This is a genomic window from Pontibacter anaerobius (assembly GCF_026241195.1).
Classification (GTDB): domain Bacteria; phylum Bacteroidota; class Bacteroidia; order Cytophagales; family Hymenobacteraceae; genus Pontibacter; species Pontibacter anaerobius.
Genome location: NZ_JAPFQO010000002.1, coordinates 427,662 through 449,385, shown reverse-complemented (window position 1 = coordinate 449,385; position 21,724 = coordinate 427,662). Strand labels below are relative to the sequence as shown.

Genomic DNA, 21,724 nt, shown 5'->3' with positions numbered 1-21,724 from the left:
ATGTTAAGATCATACTTTATACTTGCCTCCATACTTTGTAGCCTGCTTCTTTTCGGTTGTGAGGAGGATATAACGGTGGACTTGCCCCAGGGTGAGGAGCAACTGGTAGTAGAAGGGCACATTGAGCAGGGTCTGCCGCCCGTGGTTATTCTTACACGCACAGTTCCTGTCTTTGCAGATGTGTCACCGGAGGTGCTGGAGCAGAGCTTTGTGCACAATGCTCAGGTTACGGTTATCGCAGAAGGGCAAAGCTATACTTTAAAAGAAGTGTCCTCCGTTGCTTTATCTGAAGATGTTAAGCAGGCAATAGCTTTGCAGTTCGGCTTGATTCCTGATATGCTTGCTGGCACCGGAAGTTTTGTCTTTTATGTGTATACTTCAGAGGAGTTGAAAGGCCGGCTTGGCAAGACATACGGGCTGCGCATCAGCCACGAAGGAAAAGTTTTAACCTCCTCTACCTCCATCCCACAGCTTAACCCCCTTGATTCTCTCTGGTCTGTTCCGCACCCTAACCCGGAGGAGGACAGCCTTCGCCAGCTATACTACAGGTACTCCGACCCGGATACCATCGGAAACTATGTCCGGTATTTTACTAAACGTAACAATGAGCCGTTTTACCCTGGCCTGTTTGCTTCGGTATTTTCGGACGAGTTTGTGAACGGAGCCACCATAGATTACCCCTTGGACCGGGGTGAGCCAAAAGGGCAGGCCGAAATAAACGAGGACTTGTATGGCTATTTCGGGAAGGGAGATACTGTTACTGTGCGTTGGGCAGCCATCGATATGCCGCATTACCGGTTTTGGTTTACCCTGGAGAACGAGCAGAACAACAACGGTAGCCCGATCAGCTCCCCAAATATCACTCAGTCTAACATAGAAGGCGGATTAGGCATTTGGGGAGGATATGCCGTTACCTACAACACCATTATCATGAAGTAGGTTTCACAAATTCTTCAAACTTGTAGCCGCAGTTGTAGCAGAACGAAGCATCTTCAAAATGGCCCTCGCGGTGGCAGTTGGGGCAAACTCGGGTTGGGGCAATCTTCTTATCAGACCTGGACATTTCTACTGTTACGATACCGGTAGGCACCGCAATGATGCCATAGCCCATAATCATGACAACACTTGCCAGCACCTGCCCCAGAGCAGACTGTGGCGCTATATCGCCGTACCCAACCGTGGTTAAGGTTACTACGGTCCAGTAAATACTGGTCGGGATGCTGGTAAAGCCGCTGGCTGCGCCTTCAATAATATACATCAAAGAACCGATAATGACGATGAGCAGCAGCACTGTGCCCAGGAAGACAGCTATTTTAGTAAAGCTAGCCCGCAGTGCCTTCGTTAAAACCTGCCCTTCGTTAATAAACCGCGTCAGCTTGAAAATTCTGGCCACGCGCAGCAGCCGGAGCACCCTTACCACCAGCAGATACTGTGAACCAAGTATAAACAAGCTCAGATACGTAGGGATTATAGCCAACAAATCTACAATGCCGAAGAAGGAGAAAACATACTTTAAGGGCTTTGGCGTTGTGTAGATGCGTAAAAAGTACTCTAACGTGAAAATGATCGTGAAGGTCCATTCCAGCACCTGGAAAACGGGTAAGAACTGGCGGCGCAGCGATACAACACTTTCAAGAGACACGACCACCACACTGCTCAGAATCAGCACCAGCAGCAACACATCAAATGCTTTGCCGGCAGGAGTTTCTGCCTCAAAAATGATTTTATAAAGTTTATGCCTGATTGTGCTTCTTTCTGCCATTCCGCCTTATTCTCTGTGGTTTTACCCTATACGTAAAAGCCTGGTAGTGGCTTAATCTAACAACTGTAAGGTTAATTTATACTTTAATGCTCTGCTCCTCTTCTCAGAAAGTAGAGATCACCTGCACAGAGTCGCGCTGTAGCTTTACGCTTAGAAACTGTTTGATCCGGCTTTCATACTCCTGCACCTGCTCCGCCTGCAGTGTCGGTTTTGGGGCAGGCGCAACCTCTTTGGTGTTTTTGACCTGTTTTGCCTCCTGTAGCGGCTGCTGTTTCTCTCTCCAGTCTATCATCACCTGGGTTATCGTATCAGGCTTTGTCGGGTTGGTGGTGGCCACCATATCTCCTACCTGCACTTTCTGTATCTCCGGAAACAGGATTTTGAGGTCACGGGTGGCGCTGCCGCTTAGTTCAAGCGCCTGCCGCCTGCGCAGGCTGTCGGAGTGATGCTCCTGCAGCTTCTGCAGCTCCAGCGTTTTCAGGAAATCCCGCGTCATGTTGTTTGTAATGTCATAGGCGATCTTCTGCACCTCCTCCGGTGACACATCCAGTTGCACCAGCTTTACCCTGTAGTTGCCCAGCTTATTCTGGGCCAGCACCTGGTCATAATGCTGCACCAGCTTTTCATCCACCTGCTTGCCCACGCTGTAGATCTTCACATACTTCAGGGAGTCCCCGGTCTGCATCTCCCATTTTATAATCTCGTTGTTGCGCTTCGTAAAATCACTGATCACGAGTTGCTCCACCTGCTTTTTCGTCTGGATGTCGCTGTAAATATTGTACAGGAAGTATACGCTTGGCAACACGACAATAACCAGCACCAGCACCATGGCCTGCGCCACGCGTTTCTGTTTGGCCTGATCAACGTACTCCTTCATATGGAAATGCAGGTATTTCACGATCATGTACGTAGCCAGGCTAATGAACACCGCATTGATGAAGAAGAGGTAAAATCCACCCAGGAAGAAATCATAACGGCCTACTGCCAGCCCGTACCCGGCCGTGCAGAGTGGTGGCATGAGTGCCGTGGCAATGGCCACACCAGGTATGGCGGTAGACTTATCGGAGCGGGAAATGGAGACTATACCGGCTACCCCACCAAAAAACGCCACCCCTACATCAAGCAAGGTTGGTGTGGTGCGCGCCAGCAGCTCATTGGTGGGCTCGCCGAGCGGCGTTACGCTGAAGTATAAAAAGCTTACCAGCAGGCCCGCAGCCGCCGCCAATGCCAAGTTTTTAATGGAGTCAATGAGCATTTCGCGGTCGTTGATACCGACCGACAGGCCCACGCCAAGTATAGGCGACATGAGCGGAGAAACTAACATGGCTCCAATAATCACAGCACCCGAACCGGTGTCCAGCCCGATGGAGGCCAGTACGGCCGAGCAGATGAGCATCCAGGTGTTATTGCCCCGGATCGGGATCTTATCATTTATCTCACGGATCGTTCCTTCTTCATCGGTTTCGTGCTGTATGTTCAGCACACTGTCGGCCAGATTTTTAAGGGATTGTAGCAGCATACTTGGGCGGTATAATGGCTACAAAATTAAGTAATTTAGCCAAAGCACCTAGTGGCTTATCGTCAGCAGGGGCAGTAACCGGTCTAGTTGGTGCATCTCATTTAGCTTGTTTAACAGGTGGTTTATCTTTTGCCGGTCGCCGGGGTTTTTTATACTTTCATCCGCATCGTGGAGCAGCAGCATAGCTTCGCTGTATAGCACAGGCTTCAGGTGCGCGTAAGGTTTTACTTTGTACAACAGGGCCTCCATGAGCATCAGCAGTTTCAGTACTACAATGATGTCAGACTTTCCATATAAACGGAGTGGGCTCAGGTTGAGCGAGAAAATATCTTCAAAGGTGTCATGCTTAAACCGGATGCGCCCGGCCCCGTCTTCATCATAAATCACTTTCTCATCGGTTAGCTGCATGCGCAACGCAAAGAGGGCTGTTAGGTAGTCAGTTGCCTTTAGGGCAGTTCCGGGGTCGTTAATACCCGGGCTAAGAGCCTTCACGGCGCTTTCTGTAATATGCTTGAACCCGAAAATGTAGTTAATGCCCGGCCGTTCTTCCCGGTAAAAGTACACATGGTCGAAAAGGCGGTCGGTGAACTTGTCCAGATCATCCAGCTTCTTGTTTACACGGGCGAAGGGCACCCCCTCTACCAAAAAACTGCCGAGCGGTTGCTCAAAATCCAGCACAACATCGAATTCCTGCAGGATAGGGATCACCGCATCCTCGTCCAGACTTTGCAGGTAGCCGGTATTAGGGCTTTTCAGGTATGTCCATTCGCCTTGTGTAAACACATTTGGCACAGCAGCGCCCTTGTCCCGTTCTATTTCCTCCTCCAGTTGCCTTTTCGTTACATGGTAAATTCCTTCCAGTATGCTGTCGATTTGTATGGACTCTGAAATAGAGTGAATAAAGTACACAAAGAAGCCCAGGCAGGCAATGGCGAAGCCCATCGCCAGAAATATTGCAAAGCCCGGTAGCGCCACGCTGTAGAACTCGGAACGCACATTCACCATCACAACTAACGTATAAATCAGGGTACCTAGGTAAAGTCCCGTTACACTTTGGTTCGATTTGTACGTGATGATACCCGGAATAACCCGCGGGGAGAAGTTAGAACTGGCCTGGTTTAACACCAGCATCACCATGGTAAAACTAAAAACAGTGAGCGAGATAATGCCTGTGGCGATGGTACTCAGGACAAGGCGCGCCGTTTCACCGTTGGTGATGATCATGAACGGTAGGTTCTCTTTCAGGGTCTGGCTGAGGCCAACGGTTTCGAGGTATAGCACCAGCAACGCCAGCACAAAAAAGCCCAACGAGATGAGCGTGGGCAAAAATCCAATGCTAGAAATAATGTATTGGTAAACAAATTTTATGCGACTGAGAATTCTATTCATATAGTGGAGCGGCAGCCAGTTGACTTTTGGCGGCTTCTTGCTCATACTGTTATTTTAAGGCTGAGGTTATAGCAAAACAGCCACCAGGTATAATACCAGGCGGCTGTTCCAAAGTATAAATCAATCGTCGTTACTCGTATGCCAGATAAGCCAGGTTAGGCTGTTGGCTCATCTCCCGGATAAGGTATAGCCGGAGCGGCGCAATGGTTTGTATAGACTTAAGGAGCTCCTGCTTTGATATTTCAAGGAGTATCGCTTCTTCGTCAAGTATGGCTGTGTGGCTAAACTGCTCTTGCATCAGGTCCTGCAGCCCCAGGATATGGCCCTGATGCACAAGCGTATCGTTTCTTAAACCAGGAATGCTAAGCAGAACGCTTCCTTGCAGCAGCATATAAAATGAATCTGTCGGTTGTCCGGCCCGGTAAAGGTAGGTGCCTGCGGCAAGTTTTCGAGTAGTTACCTGCAGTTGTCCCTCTTCTATCGCTTTCCTGAGCATACCCTCCTTTATATCTAGTTGTTATAAGTAGTGTTTTAATGCTCTGCTTTGGCTGCTTACTGCGCCTCACCGCCTACAATGTTTACGAGTTGTGGCTGTTGGTTTAGTGGCAGTTGGTTTAACTTACTCTTGCAGTTGGCGCAGCAGCCCGAACACGGCTTTCTTTTATGCTGCCTGTAGGTGAGGAGTGGGATCTGTGTGTGATAGGCCATGGTTTTGACATAGGCATTACTGAAGAGGCGCTGCATCAGGTAGTTGTCCTGGGTTGCCATCAGCAGCATGTCGGCTCCCTCCTGCTCAGCAAAGTCGCTGATTCCCTCCAGCATATCCTCCTCCTCCAGCAGCCTGACGTTTACTTTTTTGCTGCTCAGCAGCGCCTCCACCTCACGCATGGCATTGTTCATGGCGCTTAACTGTGGTTTGTCGGCCATAGTGTATACCTGCACCAGCGTTAACCTGGCACCTGCCTGTTTGGCAAAACGGTGGATACGCTGTAGCACGTTAGGTTCACGGTCCGTAAAATCTGTTACGAAAACGAGGTGCTTCAGCTTTTTGTAGCTTTTACCTACAGGCACCACCATCACCGGTATATCCAGTATCGTCATCAGTGTGGCGGCATGGTCTCCCTCAGAGGTAGTTTGTTCTGAGACTGGCACCGCATTCATCAGCACGAGGTCCACGGAATAATCCTGCACTACCGATTTTATACTTTGCTGCAGTGTTCCTGGGCGCACAACACACTCAAAGCCTTTTAAGCTTGCCTCATATTTTTGTTGCTTAGCCAACTGGTGTTCTGCCAAAGTACGGAGTGCCTGTATGAACCTGCTTTGCTGTGTAAAGGTTAACTCAGGGGTGCCTGTGTTGTAGAGCAGCAGCAGCTCGACACCCAAAGCTCTGGCCAAGGATCCTGCATAAGCCACTAAACGCTCGCTTTCCTCATCAAAACGTACAGGTACCAGAATTTGCTTTATAGATGTCGTCTCTGTCATGGTGTTATCAGTTTTATCTTCTTTAAAATTAAGTATCGGTTTTTTTTAAAGCAGTGAGTAAAGTCAGCCGCCCCGATGATTTTTATCATTTTTGTGCGGTCTGCTTTGGGTTAGTGCAGCAGGTTATTTCAGTAGTATTGTGCGTTGTATGTGTAATCTTTGGGCTCAGGTACGGAATACCCAGGCTCAGGCCCCGAAGTATAAAAAGGGTAGCCATCGCCACGCCGACAAAAGGCACAAAACGGTTAAAGGTGCCACGCAGCCTTAGGCTTATAAATTTACCGGACAGCGATACGATGTACATCAGTGGGAAAGTGCCCAGCCCGAACAACATCATGTAGAGCATGGCCCCCGGCACACCCGGTGCACTAATGGCACCTGCCAGTGCAATGTAAACAAAGCCACAGGGCAACAAACCATTCAACAGGCCTACCATAAACAGTGCCCCCAAGCTATCTCTGCCAAAGAAATACCCTAGTTTCTGCCGCACCCACATTACGGCCTTATCGGTGCCCAGCATGTTGCCGGCTTTGCCTTTTAGAGCCGCTGGCGCTACCAATAGAAAAAGTATAAGTAAACCAGACACTACAGAGACTACCTGTTGTAGTCCCGCCATCTGCAGTGAAGCCCCGAAGGCTCCTGCCAGCGCGCCCAAAAGGGAGTAGCTCACCAAGCGCCCCCCATTGTACAGGAGCCGGCCGGTATAATAACGCCAGCCGCTGCTCCTGCCAAATGGTAAGGCCATGGCTATCGGGCCGCACATCCCGACGCAATGGAAACTTCCTAGTAACCCAAATAAAAACCCAGCCCAGATCATGGCTACTTTATTTGAATCGTCTTTTCTGTATAAAACTCTTCATTGTCTGCGGTGAAGTGCACGCGCACCTTCCAAACACCGCTCTCCAGGTCCTGCACTTCAAGCAACTGGCTCTGGTCGCGGCCTAACTGCAGCGGCAACTGCTGGTCCAGTTGGTCGTCAGAGGGGCGGAACAGCGTGATGCTGCCTGCTAGGCTCTTGCCTTTGTAAGTAGCAGGCATCTGTAGCAGGATGGTGTTGTCGTCTTCGTTGTAATCCAGCATAACATCCCCGAGGGCCTGCGTGCGTTTCACTTTCTCTATCTGGTCCTGGTACTTAAGCTCCTGCTCGTAATAGTCTTTACTGACAAGGTCCACGTCCTGCCTCATGGCTTTGTACACAAACATGGCGATGTATCCCATAAACAGCACCATTGCTACAACTATGGCATAAGGCCAAAGAGTAAAGCTTTTATTTTTATCTGTATTGTTCATTTTTAAAGTCTCCTTCTTTTAGTATGCCATCATTGGCTTAGCTTAATTTTTAGTGCTTTTATACTTGCCGCACCGGCTCTCAGCCTAAGTAAAGGTGGCAACGGTAATTACTTTGCAGGCCCCAGAAATTTCGTTTCCTGTGTTGTGATCAGCTCATCCCCGTGGTACAAGCCAACCTCAATCTCGGAATTCATACTTTGTAGCTGTTCCGCGTCTATCTCGGTAAAGAAAACCCCTTCCACAATACCTTGTGCCGGTAGCACCAGCTTGTCGCTGCCAATCACTTTTATGGTTCCCTCTTTGTTCAGGAGCTTAAGTGTGACTGGCATTTCATGGTTGGTTTTATTGATGATAGAGATATTGTACAGGTTTTTAATATGCCCCTGCTGCGTTTTCTGGTACAGCTGCCCAGGGGTTCGAAGTATGGTGGCCTCGGCCTCGTCGCGGGTCAATAACAGTGTGGTAAGCGCTGTAAGAAGCACCGTTAGTACAGCCGTATAGCCCATTACGCGCGGCGTGAAGAAGGTCCACTTAGTACCTTTCTCTATCGCTTCTTCAGATTCGTAGCGTATCAAACCCTCCGGTTTGTCGATCATGCGCATAATGTCGTTACAGGCATCGATGCAGGCGGTACAGTTAATACATTCAAGTTGCTGTGCACTGTTTCGGATGTCAATGCCTGTCGGACAAACGTGTACGCACTGGTGGCAGTCAATGCAGTCGCCCTCGGTTCGCTCCTGCCCTTTTCTCAGTTTGCCACGGGGCTCTCCACGGCCATAATCGTACGCTACCACAACGGTTTTCTTATCCTGCATCACGCCTTGCAAGCGGCCGTATGGGCATACGATGGTGCAAACCTGCTCACGGAACCATGCGAAAACCCAGAAGAAAACGCCCGTGAAGGCAAGTATGGCTCCAAAACCGGCCTTGTGCTGCATCGGACCTTCAATGATAATCTTCTGCAGCTCATCTATGCCGATGATGTAAGCCAGGAAAATGTTAGAAATAAGAAAGGAGATGAAGGCGAAGATTGCCCATTTAGAACCTTTCTTCAGGATCTTCTCCGTGTTCCAGGGCATTTTATCCAGAGCGCGCTGTTTTGTGTAGTCCCCTTCTATGGCATACTCTATGCGTCTGAAAACCATTTCCATAAAAATGGTTTGCGGGCAGACCCAGCCGCAAAACACCCGGCCATAGACTACGGTAAAAAGTATGATGAAAACAACTATTGTTAGGAAAGCGAGCACCATCAGGAAGAAATCCTGGGGCCAGAATAGAACACCGAGGATCACAAACTTGCGCTCAATGATATTAAGCATGAGCAGCGGCAATCCGTTGATCTTGATGAATGGGCCGGCAAATAAGAGTGCCAACAAAACATAGCTGACATACTTGCGGTAATTATACAGTTTGCCTTTCGGCTTTTTAGGGTACACCCAAAGGCGCTTACCCTGCTCATCTATTGTTGAGATGTGATCCCGAAATTCATCGGTTGGTTTTGCTTTCGTTGCCATGGCAGTGGTAATTTGTGCGGATATTAGTCCTGCCTGTTAGTTAAAAGTGAAAATTAGAACTTAGTGATTGCTTTAATCTACTAGTACAAAATTCCACATTCGGGCTTAACTAAAAGATGACCAAAGTCATTTACCGAAGTGATTATCATCAACAATGGCAGCTGATTTGCAAAATATAGAAACAATAAAAGTTGCCGGCTCTCATACTTAAGCGCCGGCAACTTTGCAATTTCAATCAAGGCCTTGGATACCTTTTCTTAAAGTTACTCTTTCTCGCCCTGCGGCTCCTTTGCGTTGGCTGGGTTTGTGCCTTGCAAACTCAGGATATAGCTGGATACTTCCAGAATCTGATCCTTGGTCAGTTTACCCTGCCATGGCACCATGCCTTTTGCCGGGACACCGAATTTTATGGTTTTGAAGATGGCGTTTACATCACCACCGTGCAGCCAATACTCGTCCGTCAGGTTTGGTCCTACGGTGCCCTGGCCTTCCTGGCCGTGGCAGGCAGCACAGTTCGTGTTAAAAAGGGATTTGCCTGACTCCAGTGCAGATGCGTCTGTCAGTACCTCGTAGTTGGTTTCGGCATTCGGGTCATCAGCATTTTGGGCGGCGAACAGGGCAGCCTGCTCCATTTCCATTTCATACTCCTCAGTCTGCAAAGCACCGGTTCTGAACACATGGTAGTGCAGCATGTAGCCTACAGCAAACACAATGGTAACATAGAAAAGGGCTTTCCACCATGGCGGCAGGTCGTTATCGTATTCCTGAATACCGTCAAAATCGTGTGTGGAGTGGAGTTTATCCTTCGCCTCACCGGTCATCACAGTGGTATCGCCGCGCATCAGGAACAGCACTCTGCCTGCAAAAGACTTTCGGAAATCCATATCGTAGATCGAGTCGCCGAGCATGGTGGTAAACACACGGAACTGAACAACCACCGTTATGATGGTAAGCAGTACGATGATGCCTGCAAGTATAAAGATGATGTGCACGATCAGCGGAAGTTCCCCGAAAGACACTCCCTGCTCAGTTGCTGGAGGTGTTGTGGAAGCGTTCGTTTGATCAGTTACCGGTGCAACCGCTGCCTCAGCTGGCTTGCTGCTTTCCTCCTTGATGTAGGCAACCACATTGGTGATATCCTCCTCCGAAAGCGAACCCGCAAAAGCAGGCATCGGCACCTTGTTGAATTTCTCGAAAACCTCTACCGCATCTTTGTCGCCGGCTTTCACCAGTTCCTGTGAGTTCTGGATAAACTTTACCAGCCACTCATCGCCGCGGCGCTCGTGCACGTTCTTCAGGGCCGGGCCAACAACATCAGACTCTATACTATGGCAAACGTTACAGTTGGCATCGAACACCTTTTTGCCTTCCACGGCATCTTGCGCCTGCACTGCTGTTGCGCCCATCAGGTGCAGGCCTGTTGCCAGGGCCAGCCCGCTTAGTCTACGTTTCATGTTGTTCCAGATCATTGTCTTAACCCTCCTGTTGTGATTTCGTCTTCGTCATTTATGCATGGCACGCTACTCATGGCCTCCAGGTACTTTTTATCCATCAGAGCCACATACAGCAATAGCCCCAGGAAGAAAAGGAAGAAAATGCCAAATGAGATGAGCGGATATATCTCTATGCCGTCTATGGCTTGCAAAACGTTCTTATACATAGCTTCTTGAATTAGGACACTCGTATCACGTATCTCGAATCATGTATCACGACTTTTTGTCGTGTGTCGTGATACGTGATACTTGTGTCGATTTTATTACTCCTGTGTTTCTTTCACCTTAATATCAGTGCCCAGGCGCTGCAGGTAAGCTATCAGGGCTACGATCTCGGCCTCCGGTTTTATCTCGATGCCCTCCTTCGCCAGTTGGTCCGTGATCTCCGTAGCCTGCGCCATCAGGTCATCATTGGCATTGGCAATGTACTCATCCTCGTAAGGTACACCCAGCTGTTTAAGTGTTTCAAGTTTAGCCTGGGTAGTGCTTTGGTCTATCTCCTGCTCGAACAACCATGGGTAAGCTGGCATAATAGAGCCCGGCGACATAGAGGTTGGATCCATCATGTGGTGGTAGTGCCAGCTGTGCGGATACTTGCCTCCCACTCTGTGAAGGTCCGGACCGGTACGCTTAGAGCCCCACAGGAAGTTGTGGTCGTACACAAACTCACCTGCCTTGGAGTACTCGCCGTAACGCTCTGTCTCTGATCTGAACGGACGAACCATTTGCGTGTGGCAGTTAACGCAACCCTCTTTGATGTACAGGTCGCGGCCCTGCAGCTCCAGCGAAGTATAAGGCTTCACGCTGGCAATGGTCGGCACGTTGGATTTAATTACAAAGGCGGGAATAAACTCTACCAAACCACCTATCAAAATCGCAACAGTTGCCCAGATAGCCATTTGTGTAGGGCGCTTCTCAATCCAGGCATGCCAGTGGCTTGCGTTTGCGCTCTCTGTTTTAACTACCACAGGAGCTTCGGTACGCTCATTGGCAACCAGGCTACCAGATTTGGCAGTTTTGTACAGGTTGTACACCATCAGGAACACACCGGATAAGTATAACACACCGCCAATACCACGCAGGTAATACATCGGCACGATCTGCAGCACGGTCTCCAGGAAGTTAGAGTACTGCAGTGTGCCTTCTGCTGTGAACTGTTTCCACATTAAACCTTGGGTAAAGCCAGCCCAGTACATCGGAATAGCATAGAAAAGGATACCCAATGTGCCTAACCAGAAGTGGGCGTTTGCCATCTTCTTAGAGAATAGTTCCGTTTTATAAAGGCGTGGGAATAACCAATACAGCATGGCAAATGTCAGGAAGCCGTTCCAGCCAAGGGCGCCAACGTGTACGTGTGCCACGATCCAGTCAGTAAAGTGGGCAATGGCGTTCACGTTTTTCAGCGACAGCATCGGGCCTTCGAACGTTGCCATACCGTATGCCGTGATGGCCACCACCATGAACTTCAGGATCGGCTCTTCGCGCACCTTATCCCAGGCGCCACGCAGCGTTAGCAAACCGTTGATCATACCACCCCAGCTTGGAGCGATCAGCATCACAGAGAAAGCCACACCCAGCGATTGTGCCCAGTCAGGCAGTGATGTATAAAGCAAGTGGTGCGGGCCAGCCCAGATGTAGATAAAGATCAGCGACCAGAAGTGGATAATGGACAGGCGGTAAGAGTATACCGGACGGTTAGCGGCCTTCGGCAGGAAGTAGTACATCAGACCCAGGAACGGTGTGGTTAAGAAGAACGCAACCGCATTGTGGCCATACCACCACTGCACCAGCGCATCCTGCACACCAGCATAGCCAGAGTAGCTTTTCAGGAAGTTTACTGGCATCTCGTAAGAGTTCACGATGTGCAGCACGGCAACCGTCAGGAAAGTGGCGATATAGAACCAGATGGCAACGTACATGTGCTTTTCGCGGCGCCTGGCAATGGTACCGAACATGTTCCAGCCGAATACCACCCAGATCAGCGTAATAGCAATATCAATAGGCCACTCCAACTCGGCGTACTCTTTAGACGTGGTGATACCCAGCGGAAGCGTGATAACTGCCGAAACAATGATCAGCTGCCAGCCCCAGAAATTGAGTTTGCTGAGCAGATCTGAGTACATGCGTGTTTTACAAAGTCGCTGCAGCGAGTAATAAACCCCCATAAAGATGGCATTACCCACAAAGGCAAAAATCACAGCATTGGTGTGCAGCGGCCTTACACGACCAAATGTGGTATACTGGTTACCCATGTTCACATCTGGGTTTGCCAGCTGGAAAGCGATGATCACGCCTATCAGCATACCGGCAATGCCCCAGAACACGGTGGCTATACCAAAATCCCGAACGATCTTGTTGTCATAAAAAAACGTGTCTGTCCCGGCCCGGTCTATTGTCCGGGAGGGTGCGTTTTCTAAGACTTCTGCTACATTAGTCGACATGTGCGGTGTCCTCCATTTTAGTTAGTGTTATACTTTTGTTTGTTTGGCTTTTGTGTTATGCGGGGCCGAAACCCTTGCGAACCAGGAAGTATGCTCTGTCTTGATTCATGTTTCAAAATTGCTCAGGAATGCGTTTTTAAAAGATGACAAATGTCACTTCCAGAAGTGATTGATATCAGCTGCTGCTGTTTCCAGTAGCAGAAAAGGCTATACTTCTAAAGCCTCAGATGGGCATTTAAAAGTATAGCCTTTATTCTTTTATACTATTAAAGTATAAACAGTTCTCCCGTTGTATATAAAGCGTTGATTTATACTTGCTTCTGCTTTGTTTTGGTGGGTTTGCTTACCTCATTTTCAAAAAGCATGCGTACGGCTGGGGTGTAGTCATCCTCATACTGACCAGACTTCACCGCCCAGAGAAAAGCTGCTAAAAAACCGGAAGCTACGGTAACGCTAATACCAATCAAAAGAAAAATGATAAACATGGTGTAGTATGATTTAAAGGTTCGGATTATGAATTCAGCTTACCAGTGGCGCTTGTTAAAGCCCTGCTTTTTTAGCAGCATACCTCACGGAGAGTGTCGCGAAAACAATTACGCTGACGGAACTGATAGGCATAAGTATGGCAGAAACGATGGGCGTGAAAATTCCCTGTACCGCCATTGTCAGGCCCACCACGTTATACACCAATGAAACTGCAAAGCTCGCCAGGATAATGTTCATGCTCTTTTTAGAGAAGCCGATGAACTTACTCAGCTTGTTAAAAGCGGTGGCGTCCAGTATGGCGTCGCAGGATGGTGAGAAGTTAGTAACACTATTTGTCAGCGCTATACCTGCGTCGCTTTGCTTCAGTGCACCGGCATCGTTCAAACCATCTCCTACCATCAGCACATGACGGTTCTGGTTTTTAAGCTCTTTAATGTACTCCAGCTTCTGAACCGGGCTCTGGTTAAAGTTTAGCTCTGCCTCCTGCCCCAGCAACTCCCGTAGGCGCGCCTCTTCGTGGTTATTGTCACCTGACAAGACTGCAACTCGGCCGACCTCCAGCCCCTGAAGTACATCTTGTAATCCGGACCGGTAAACGTTCTGGAAAGTATAGTAACCGTACACTACACCGTCTATAGATACATATACGCGCGTTTTAAGTGTATCTTGAGATGTGTCTGCCTTAACGCCTAAGTATGAGGCCGATCCTAATCTTATGAAGTGGCCATTTACTTCCCCAACAAGTCCTTTTCCTGCAAACTCCTCAAAGCCATGCACCTCCTGCGCTTCGCCTGCAATAGCCTGGAAAATACGCTGGCTGAGCGGGTGTGTGGAGTGGCGGAGTACAGATTTCAAACTCTGCTCCTGCTCCGGTGTAAGTATCTTTCCTGAATAGCTTAGTTCTGCCGCGCTAGGCTCGGTTAAAGTGCCTGTCTTGTCAAAAACAACGGTGTCTATTTTGGCTAATGTTTCCACTACGCCTGTATTCTTTAAGAAAAACTTGTGCTTACCGAAAATGCGGAGTGTGTTGCCGTGTACAAAAGGTGTAGAGAGCGACAGCGCACACGGGCACGCTATAATCAAGACAGAAGTAAAGGCACGCATGGCCATACTTGTGTCACGCGGTACCCAGTAAATAAGGGCACCGGCAGCAACAAGAAGCGTAACGATGATAAACCACTTGCCGGCTACGTTGGCATAGGTTTCCATACTTTGCTCCTCATTCTTAGAGAAAACACTGTTGTTCCAAAGCTGTGTCAAATACCCTTGCGATACCTCTTTCACAACCTCCAGCTCTATACTTTCACCAGCCTGGCGGCCACCGGCGTATATTACCTCGCCCACCACTTTCTCAACCAGCTCAGATTCTCCGCTCACAAAGCTGTAGTCTACCATGGCAGTGCCGCGCAGCAGCATGGCATCAGCCGGTATAAGCTCCTGGTTTCGGATACGGATTCGGTCGCCTACTTTCAGGTTCCGAACTGCCACCGACTCTTCCTCACCGTTCTCTTTCAGCACCGTAACTGATACCGGGAAGTAGGAAGTATAGTCTCTGTCGAATGAGAGCGTATCGTATGTTTTCTGCTGGAAATACTTCCCGATCAGCATAAAGAAGACCAGACCCGTAAAGGAATCCAAGTAGCCGGGGCCTGTGGCAGAGATGATCTGGTAGGTACTGGTAATGAAAAGCGCCAGCAAACCGGTTGCAATCGGAAGGTCAATGTTGACCATGCGCTGCTGTATACCAGCCCAGGCTGATTCGAAAAAGCCACGGGCACTGTAAAACAGCACGGGCAGCGAGAGCAGTATACTCAGGTAGCCAAAAAACTTCCCGAAGTCACGCTGCACTTCTTCTCCCAGCGAAAGGTAGTCCGGAAAGGCCAGCAACATGACATTGCCGAAGCTGAAACCTGCTATTCCTAATTTATAGATGAGGGAGTAGTTTTTCTTCGTCTCCTTCTTGCCATCCGTATCAGCCAACGTAATAGACGGCTCATACCCGATGCGGGCAAGCAGGGTTACGACCTCTCGCAAGGTTGTTTTCTGATGAAAAAAGGTAACGGAGATTTCCTTCCGCAGGAAGTTAACGGTAGACTCCGAGATGCCGGGGTTAAGCTTGAACAGGTTTTCCAGCAGCCAGATACACGAACTGCAGTGCATCTGGGGCGCATAAAACGTTACTTTTGCGATGCTGTCGTTTTTAAAGTTGAGCAGCTGTGCCTCCACGCCTTCATCGTCCAGGTAGGCAAAACGAGCCTCGTTGGCTGGTTGATTACCGGTTATACCTGGGGTGCTGTCCAGCGAGTAATAGGTGCACAGGTTATTCTCCTCCAGCAGCTCGTAAACATTCTTGCAGCCGGTGCAGCAAAAGGTTTTGTCATTCGCCACAATCAACTCATCCACACACTTATCTCCACAGTGGTAGCAGGTTTGTATTTCAGTGCTTAAAGCAGCTTTAGTCGCCATAATTCCTCCTATCTAACTAATACAAAGGTAGTTTTGGCGGTTGCCCTAAAAGATGACTTTTATCATTTTAGAAGTTGACACTTATCAGTGTGTATGCAGATACAAAGCCGGACATTTGCTGCTGTCAAGTTTATCGAAGAGGCCTTAGGTGGCTGATTTGGTGACTTTATATATAAAGGAACAGTGCTTTGCAGTAGTTTAAGGTGAGATAGCTGCTTTTGCCAGAGCTGTGGCTGGGGTTAGAGAATGAGGTGTTTAGAGGATGATACTGACTTCAAACCAGCTTTGGCGCAAAGCCACTCTTTATTAAAGAAGTTTAGTGTTTAGTTAAGTATACATGGTGTTGGCGTGTCGTATAGACCATACGGACGCAAAAAGGCCGGCTGTTTTGCAGCCGGCCTTTTGTATTTTTTTGCACCTGTAAACGCAGGGCTTTTTATACTTTGCTTAGTCGTACAAATGGCAGATGCTGTAAAGTTTATCCGCATCCAGGATGGTAATGCTGCTGCCTTTTGTGGCAATGATCTGCTCGTCTTTGAACTCGGATAAAAGGCGAATGGTGGTTTCCTTGGCAGTGCCAACTATGGAAGCCAAGTCTTCGCGTGAAATAGCAATCGTGAAGTTTTCCTTATTCTCATCCTGTTGGTAAGTCTTCTGCAGCAGCAGCAGGGCCTCTGCCAAACGCTCGCGTACAGGTTTATAGGCCATCTGCGTCATGCGCTCTTCCGCCTCGCCAAGGGCCTTAGAGAGTAGTTTCATCAGGCCATTGGAGAAATCCATGTTCTCGTGGATGAGCTCCATGAACTGAGACTTTGGCACGTAGCACACCACGGCATCATCCATGGCCACCGCCGAAGCAGAATAGTTAGAGTCGGCCATAAGGGCCCGGTAGCCTATCACATCCCCCGGCTTAGCCAGGCGGATGATCTGCTCTTTGCCATCACTCCCCATTTTGCATACTTTCACTTTGCCCGAGTGCACACAGTGTAAGCCAGAGGGTTTAGAGCCCTCGTTAAAGATCACCTGCCCTTTTTTATACAGGCAGCTCGATTTGCTGGCAGAGAGTCCCTCCAGTTCATCGCCACGGCAACAGCTCAGCAGCGAGTTTTTTCTGCTCATACATTGTTGGCAATCCGGTGGTGTGAACTTCATGCTGGCTTCAGTGATTAGGGCGTAAAAATAGGCAATAGCGTATTAAACTCTATCGCTGGTAACATGCTTTTTTTCCATAACGTTCGGAATGATCATGCTTTTAGTGCATCTGCTACACTATAAACGCCATTTCAGGTCTACTTTACCACCAGCACGCCGTTCATTCTTTTCCAGTACCCCGGATAGGTGCACACGAAATCGTAAAGCCCTGGCTTAGTGGGAGCTGTAAACTCCATTTCAACTGTCTGCCCAGGCAATGCCATCGGTGATGCCGCAATTACTGCCTCGCTTTGCGGTATGTAGTTGCCTGAAGCGCCTACCCTGGCCCCCGCAAGTGCCACTTGTTTATACTTGCCCGGCGCGGTAAACACTACATTATGCACCATGGGCATATCCACGCCTTCGTTTATGAACTTTAGTTTTACCAGTGATCCTGCCTTCGTTTCAAGGGTATCTTTGCTGTACCTGATCTCTTCAATATTATTACCCAGCGCATGTAGTTCCAGGTGCTGTATATCCTGTAGAGTGGTGTCTTGCTCCTCTAGTATGGGCGCACTGGCGGCAGTGGCGGTATCCTTGGAGGTTTCCGTTGCCTCCGGGTCTCCCTCCACTTCAGGAGGGTTGCAGCTCCAAAGTAAAAGCATTAAGGGTAAAATGCTTAGAAATAGCTTTTTCATCTGCTATACTTTATAAAGCCCGGAGCAACCGCGATGGCTGCTCCGGCTTATGTTATCCAAAATATTCCTGCTTCAATTTCTTGTCATGGCCGTACAGGTCCTCACGGAAATGTACGTTTCCCTGATCATCCACCCAACTGGTGAAGTATACCAGGTAAACCTGCATCTTTTTAGGCAGCGTTACCCACTTTTCCTCTCCGCCATTCATGGTTTCTCTAATCCTTGACTCATCCCACTCCGGCATATCCTGAAGGATATACTTAGCCAGTTCCACAGGTTTCTCCAGGCGCACACAGCCGTGGCTGAAATTACGCTCAGTCTGGCTGAAAAGCGCGTCTGCAGGTGTGTCGTGCAGGTAAATGGCATGCTGATTCGGGAACAGGAATTTTAGCTGACCCAGGGAGTTTTTAGGTCCCGGCTTCTGACGCACCATGTACTGGAAGTTCTTCTCCGTCACGTTTTCCCAATCTATGGAGGATGGGGAGATAGGCTTCGGGTTCTTCTCTTTCGTCACGATCTCCATGTTCTGTGTGTCTAACCAGCCCGGGTTGGTCAGCATGTGGGGCTTTATCTCTTTCTCAACGATGCTGTTGGGTACGTTCCAATAGGGCGCCAGCACCACATACTCCATTTTCTCACTGAATATTGGCGTGGCGTTCATGGTTTTACCCACCACCACGCGCATGCTCATCACTTCTTCATAAGCTCTCTCGGCTTCCGGATCGTTGTTCGGGTCTTCGTAAATGTATAGTTTATACTCCGGGATGTTTACCCAAATATACTTTTGATCCAGGCTTTTGGGCACCATGCGTTTTGGTATCCAGCGCCAGCGCTCCATGTTTATCATGATCTGCTCGATACGGTCTTCCAGCGGCACGTTCATGGTGGCAAGGGTATTTCCACCCACTACCCCATCTTCTTTTAACCCGTGCAGCATCTGGAACTGTCTTACCTGCTTGTCAAGCTTTTCGTCAAAATACCACTGGCGCTTGTCGTTCACATCAATAGGCTGATTCGGGTTTAGACGTTTTCGGATAGTAGCTACCGCCTGGGCACTATCGCCTTTCTGCAGCGTTTTTTTTCCTCCCAGCTCCACTTTTGGCCAGCCCCCTTTTTCCTGTATCCTACGGTACTCCTGCAGGGCGTCGCGTAGCCTGGTATAGCCGGCATGCAAAGCGTCGAACTCATAGTAAGGATAGGTGCTTTCGCGCTCCTGCAGGATAGTTTGCAGGGCCTTATGCAGCTTGATCTTGTTCTTTTTAACAGACCAGTTCACGTTTTTCTGGGTAGTGGGGTCTACGCGGCCACGGTAAAAGTCGGAGGCGTAATTGAAGTACGAGGCTGTAAGCGCAATATCGATCTGCTGCTGTAAGTCAAGGCGGGCGGAGTCCTGTGGGTCCATCTGCTCATACTTCTGGAACATATCGTTAAACTTCACAAGTTTATACCTGTCCGGGTTGAGGCCCTCCACTGAGGAAGAATCAATCACGTTCAGGAATTTGTTTGCCTGCGGCACCAGCTCATTCTCCTTAAACCATGCCAGCTCATAGTTGCGGTCGCCGTAGAATTTATACATCAGCGCTTCGTGCTCCTTAAACTCCGGCTCCTGGGCAATGTATTTCTGAACGAAAAGGCTATCGGTGGTGGCTTGTGGCAGCTCCTTTTTCTTAAACAGATCTGCTACGCCATTTGATGATTCGCCTTCTTCGGAGTCGCCTTGGTTACAGCTTGTTATAGCCCCGAGGAGAAGCGGCGAAAGTATACTTAAAGCGAATAGCTTAAATTTATAAGGGATCATGTTTTCTCTATTTTAACCGGACATACTTCAGATACTAAAGCCAGCGGCTATTTTATTTTTATACTTGCCTGTGCTGATATTGCTTTAATACAATGCTGAAGTAGCCGAGTGGGTTTTTAATGCATTTCAGGCTTTAGTACTTCAAAAAGAGGTAAAATGTTTTAACGGCTCTTCTGCTTCCGCTTCTTTTTATACTTGTGGAGCGGGCTACTATACTTGTCACTCCCTAAAGTGCCATAAGTATGCCACAGTTAGAAAACTGGAAAGGTCTTTGCTGCATCCGTAGTTTTCAGGATTCGTACGGATTGCCTATCTTACGTCAAAATGTATCCCTAAACCTATGAAATTTTACAACCGTTATTTACTTGGGCTTGGACTGGCCGGTAGCCTTCAGCTTGCCTCCTGCTCAACCACTACTACAAACGATAACGAAACTATGACTGCAGAACAAAGCGCCATGGAGCAAACCCCTGGTGACGTTCATAGCTTTGCCAAAGCAGCTGAAGCCGTGGCAAAACACCTGGACCTGGACATTGAGGTGAACTTTGGTCAGAAAGTGCTCAACGGCACTGCCTCTTACCTGATCGAGAATAAAACAGGTACAGATCAAATTATCTTCGACACCAGGGGGCTTCAGATAGAGAAAGTATACCTGGGCGAAAGTATGGAGGAAACGACATTTGAGCTCGGCGAAGAGAAGGAGTTTCTGGGGCGGCCGTTGACCGTAAAGATCAAACCCGATACCAAAAAGGTAACCATCAAGTATAAAACCTCTCCGGATGCCGCCGCCCTGCAGTGGCTTAACCCGCAGCAGACAGCCGGCAAGAAATACCCTTTCCTGTTCACGCAGTCGCAGGCCATACTTGCCCGCACCTGGATTCCGATCCAGGACAGCCCGGGCATCCGCATTACGTACAGCGCCAAGGTAAAGGTGCCGAAAGAGCTGCTGGCTGTGATGAGTGCAGAGAACCCGGTAGAGAAGAATGATTCCGGCGTTTATACTTTCGAGATGAAGCAGCCGATCCCTTCTTACCTGATGGCTCTGTCGGTAGGCGATTTAGTATTCGAGAAAATAGGGCCGCAGACAGGTATCTATGCCGAGCCGGCTACTATTAAGGCAGCCACTTACGAGTTTGCCGAGATGGACAAAATGCTGGAAGCCGCTGAAACGATTTACGGAAAATACCGCTGGGATCGTTACGACCTGCTGGTGCTGCCGCCATCATTCCCGTTTGGAGGTATGGAAAACCCGCGCCTTACATTCGTGACGCCAACCGTGCTGGCTAAGGACCGCTCCCTTACAAGCCTGATCGCACACGAACTGGCGCATAGCTGGAGTGGCAACCTTGTTACGAACGGCACCTGGGATGATTTCTGGCTGAACGAAGGCTTTACCGTATACTTTGAGCGCCGCATTATGGAGGAGATCTATGGCAAGGAGTATGCTGCGATGCTGAACGTGCTGGGTTACCAGGATATGATGAATACCATTAACGATATTGGTGCTGAAAGCGAAGATACACGCCTGAAGTTGGACCTGGAAGGCCGCGATCCGGATGAGGGCCTGACGGATATTGCCTATGAGAAAGGTAACTTCTTCCTGCAGAATATCGAGAAGGCTGTTGGCCGTGAACGGTTTGATGCGTTCCTGAACAACTACTTCAACACGTTTGCGTTCCAGAGCACCGATACCGAAAAGTTTCTCAACTTCCTGCGCACGGAACTGATAAAGGGAGACGAAGAGTTGGCGGAGAAAATCAACATTGAGGGCTGGGTGTTCTCGCCGGGCTTGCCAGAAGGATTTGAAGCGCCTACCAGCAGCCGTTTTGCTAAAGTTGAGGAGGCTTTCCAAAGCTGGAAAAACGGTAAGCCAGCCGCGCAGCTAAACACTAAAGACTGGTCGAGCCATGAGTGGCTGCACTTTATACGAATGCTGCCTGAGAACATGAGCCAGCAGCAGATGGCTGAGCTGGATAAGGCTTTCAACTTCACCAACTCCGGTAACTCTGAAGTGCTGGCCGCTTGGTTCATTCACGCCATCCGCAATAAGTATACTACCGCAGATCAGGCGCTGGAGACATTCCTGACCAATGTAGGCCGCCGCAAGTTCCTGGTGCCTATCTACAAGGCGCTTACGGCCACACCGGAGGGCAAGAAAAAGGCCCTGGCTATCTATGCCAAGGCACGCCCTAACTACCATGCCGTGTCTACGGTAACGCTTGACGAGATGCTGAAATAACCGGTATCAGCTA

The 21,724-nt window shown here is 49.1% G+C and carries 18 protein-coding genes; 2 read left to right on the top strand and 16 right to left on the bottom strand.

What is annotated here, in order from left to right:
* The gene (locus tag OO017_RS05275) at positions 1-939 is read left to right on the top strand and encodes a DUF4249 domain-containing protein (protein ID WP_266051410.1); all 939 of its coding nucleotides are present in this window, start codon (positions 1-3) and stop codon (positions 937-939) included.
* On the opposite strand, the gene OO017_RS05270 is transcribed toward OO017_RS05275, so the two are convergent.
* From OO017_RS05270 to OO017_RS05195, 16 genes are all read right to left on the bottom strand, one after another.
* Entirely contained in the window at positions 929-1,762 is an 834-nt protein-coding gene (locus OO017_RS05270) for an ion transporter (protein WP_266051409.1), read from the bottom strand. The two genes, OO017_RS05275 and OO017_RS05270, sit on opposite strands and share 11 nt — an antisense overlap.
* Before the next feature lie 103 nt (positions 1,763-1,865).
* Positions 1,866-3,281, bottom strand: coding sequence for a TIGR00341 family protein (locus OO017_RS05265; protein ID WP_266051408.1), 1,416 nt, complete (start codon positions 3,279-3,281; stop codon positions 1,866-1,868).
* A gap of 48 nt (positions 3,282-3,329) precedes the next feature.
* Entirely contained in the window at positions 3,330-4,670 is a 1,341-nt protein-coding gene (locus OO017_RS05260) for a DUF2254 domain-containing protein (protein WP_266051407.1), read from the bottom strand.
* Positions 4,671-4,800: 130 nt separating this feature from the next.
* The gene (locus OO017_RS05255) at positions 4,801-5,166 is read right to left on the bottom strand and encodes a cyclic nucleotide-binding domain-containing protein (RefSeq protein ID WP_266051406.1); all 366 of its coding nucleotides are present in this window, start codon (positions 5,164-5,166) and stop codon (positions 4,801-4,803) included.
* Positions 5,167-5,222: 56 nt separating this feature from the next.
* Complete coding sequence (locus OO017_RS05250) at positions 5,223-6,155, bottom strand: universal stress protein (RefSeq protein WP_266051405.1); 933 nt, start codon at positions 6,153-6,155, stop codon at positions 5,223-5,225.
* Positions 6,156-6,240: 85 nt separating this feature from the next.
* Complete coding sequence (locus OO017_RS05245; protein ID WP_266051404.1) at positions 6,241-6,972, bottom strand: sulfite exporter TauE/SafE family protein; 732 nt, start codon at positions 6,970-6,972, stop codon at positions 6,241-6,243.
* A 2-nt stretch (positions 6,973-6,974) separates the two neighbouring features.
* Positions 6,975-7,445: a FixH family protein gene (locus OO017_RS05240; RefSeq protein WP_266051403.1), complete on the bottom strand. Its 471-nt coding sequence runs from the start codon at positions 7,443-7,445 to the stop codon at positions 6,975-6,977.
* 107 nt (positions 7,446-7,552) lie between these two features.
* Complete coding sequence (gene ccoG, locus OO017_RS05235; RefSeq protein WP_266051402.1) at positions 7,553-8,959, bottom strand: cytochrome c oxidase accessory protein CcoG; 1,407 nt, start codon at positions 8,957-8,959, stop codon at positions 7,553-7,555.
* 263 nt (positions 8,960-9,222) lie between these two features.
* Positions 9,223-10,413, bottom strand: coding sequence for a c-type cytochrome (locus tag OO017_RS05230; RefSeq protein WP_266051400.1), 1,191 nt, complete (start codon positions 10,411-10,413; stop codon positions 9,223-9,225).
* A gap of 11 nt (positions 10,414-10,424) precedes the next feature.
* Positions 10,425-10,619, bottom strand: a complete 195-nt coding sequence (locus OO017_RS05225) for a hypothetical protein (protein WP_266051399.1) — start codon at positions 10,617-10,619, stop codon at positions 10,425-10,427.
* 96 nt (positions 10,620-10,715) lie between these two features.
* The gene (ccoN, locus tag OO017_RS05220) at positions 10,716-12,893 is read right to left on the bottom strand and encodes a cytochrome-c oxidase, cbb3-type subunit I (protein WP_266051398.1); all 2,178 of its coding nucleotides are present in this window, start codon (positions 12,891-12,893) and stop codon (positions 10,716-10,718) included.
* A 308-nt stretch (positions 12,894-13,201) separates the two neighbouring features.
* Positions 13,202-13,378: a cbb3-type cytochrome oxidase assembly protein CcoS gene (ccoS, locus tag OO017_RS05215; RefSeq protein WP_266051397.1), complete on the bottom strand. Its 177-nt coding sequence runs from the start codon at positions 13,376-13,378 to the stop codon at positions 13,202-13,204.
* Between the two features lie 55 nt (positions 13,379-13,433).
* Positions 13,434-15,845, bottom strand: a complete 2,412-nt coding sequence (locus OO017_RS05210) for a heavy metal translocating P-type ATPase (RefSeq protein WP_266051396.1) — start codon at positions 15,843-15,845, stop codon at positions 13,434-13,436.
* 447 nt (positions 15,846-16,292) lie between these two features.
* On the bottom strand, positions 16,293-16,964 hold the full coding sequence (locus OO017_RS05205) for a Crp/Fnr family transcriptional regulator (protein WP_266051395.1): 672 nt from the start codon (positions 16,962-16,964) through the stop codon (positions 16,293-16,295).
* A 170-nt stretch (positions 16,965-17,134) separates the two neighbouring features.
* Positions 17,135-17,674: a plastocyanin/azurin family copper-binding protein gene (locus OO017_RS05200; protein ID WP_266051394.1), complete on the bottom strand. Its 540-nt coding sequence runs from the start codon at positions 17,672-17,674 to the stop codon at positions 17,135-17,137.
* Between the two features lie 52 nt (positions 17,675-17,726).
* Complete coding sequence (locus OO017_RS05195) at positions 17,727-19,472, bottom strand: L,D-transpeptidase family protein (protein WP_266051393.1); 1,746 nt, start codon at positions 19,470-19,472, stop codon at positions 17,727-17,729.
* A 340-nt stretch (positions 19,473-19,812) separates the two neighbouring features.
* Here OO017_RS05195 and OO017_RS05190 point away from each other — a divergent pair, with 340 nt between their 5' ends.
* On the top strand, positions 19,813-21,711 hold the full coding sequence (locus OO017_RS05190; protein WP_266051392.1) for a M1 family metallopeptidase: 1,899 nt from the start codon (positions 19,813-19,815) through the stop codon (positions 21,709-21,711).
* Positions 21,712-21,724 lie beyond the last annotated feature (13 nt).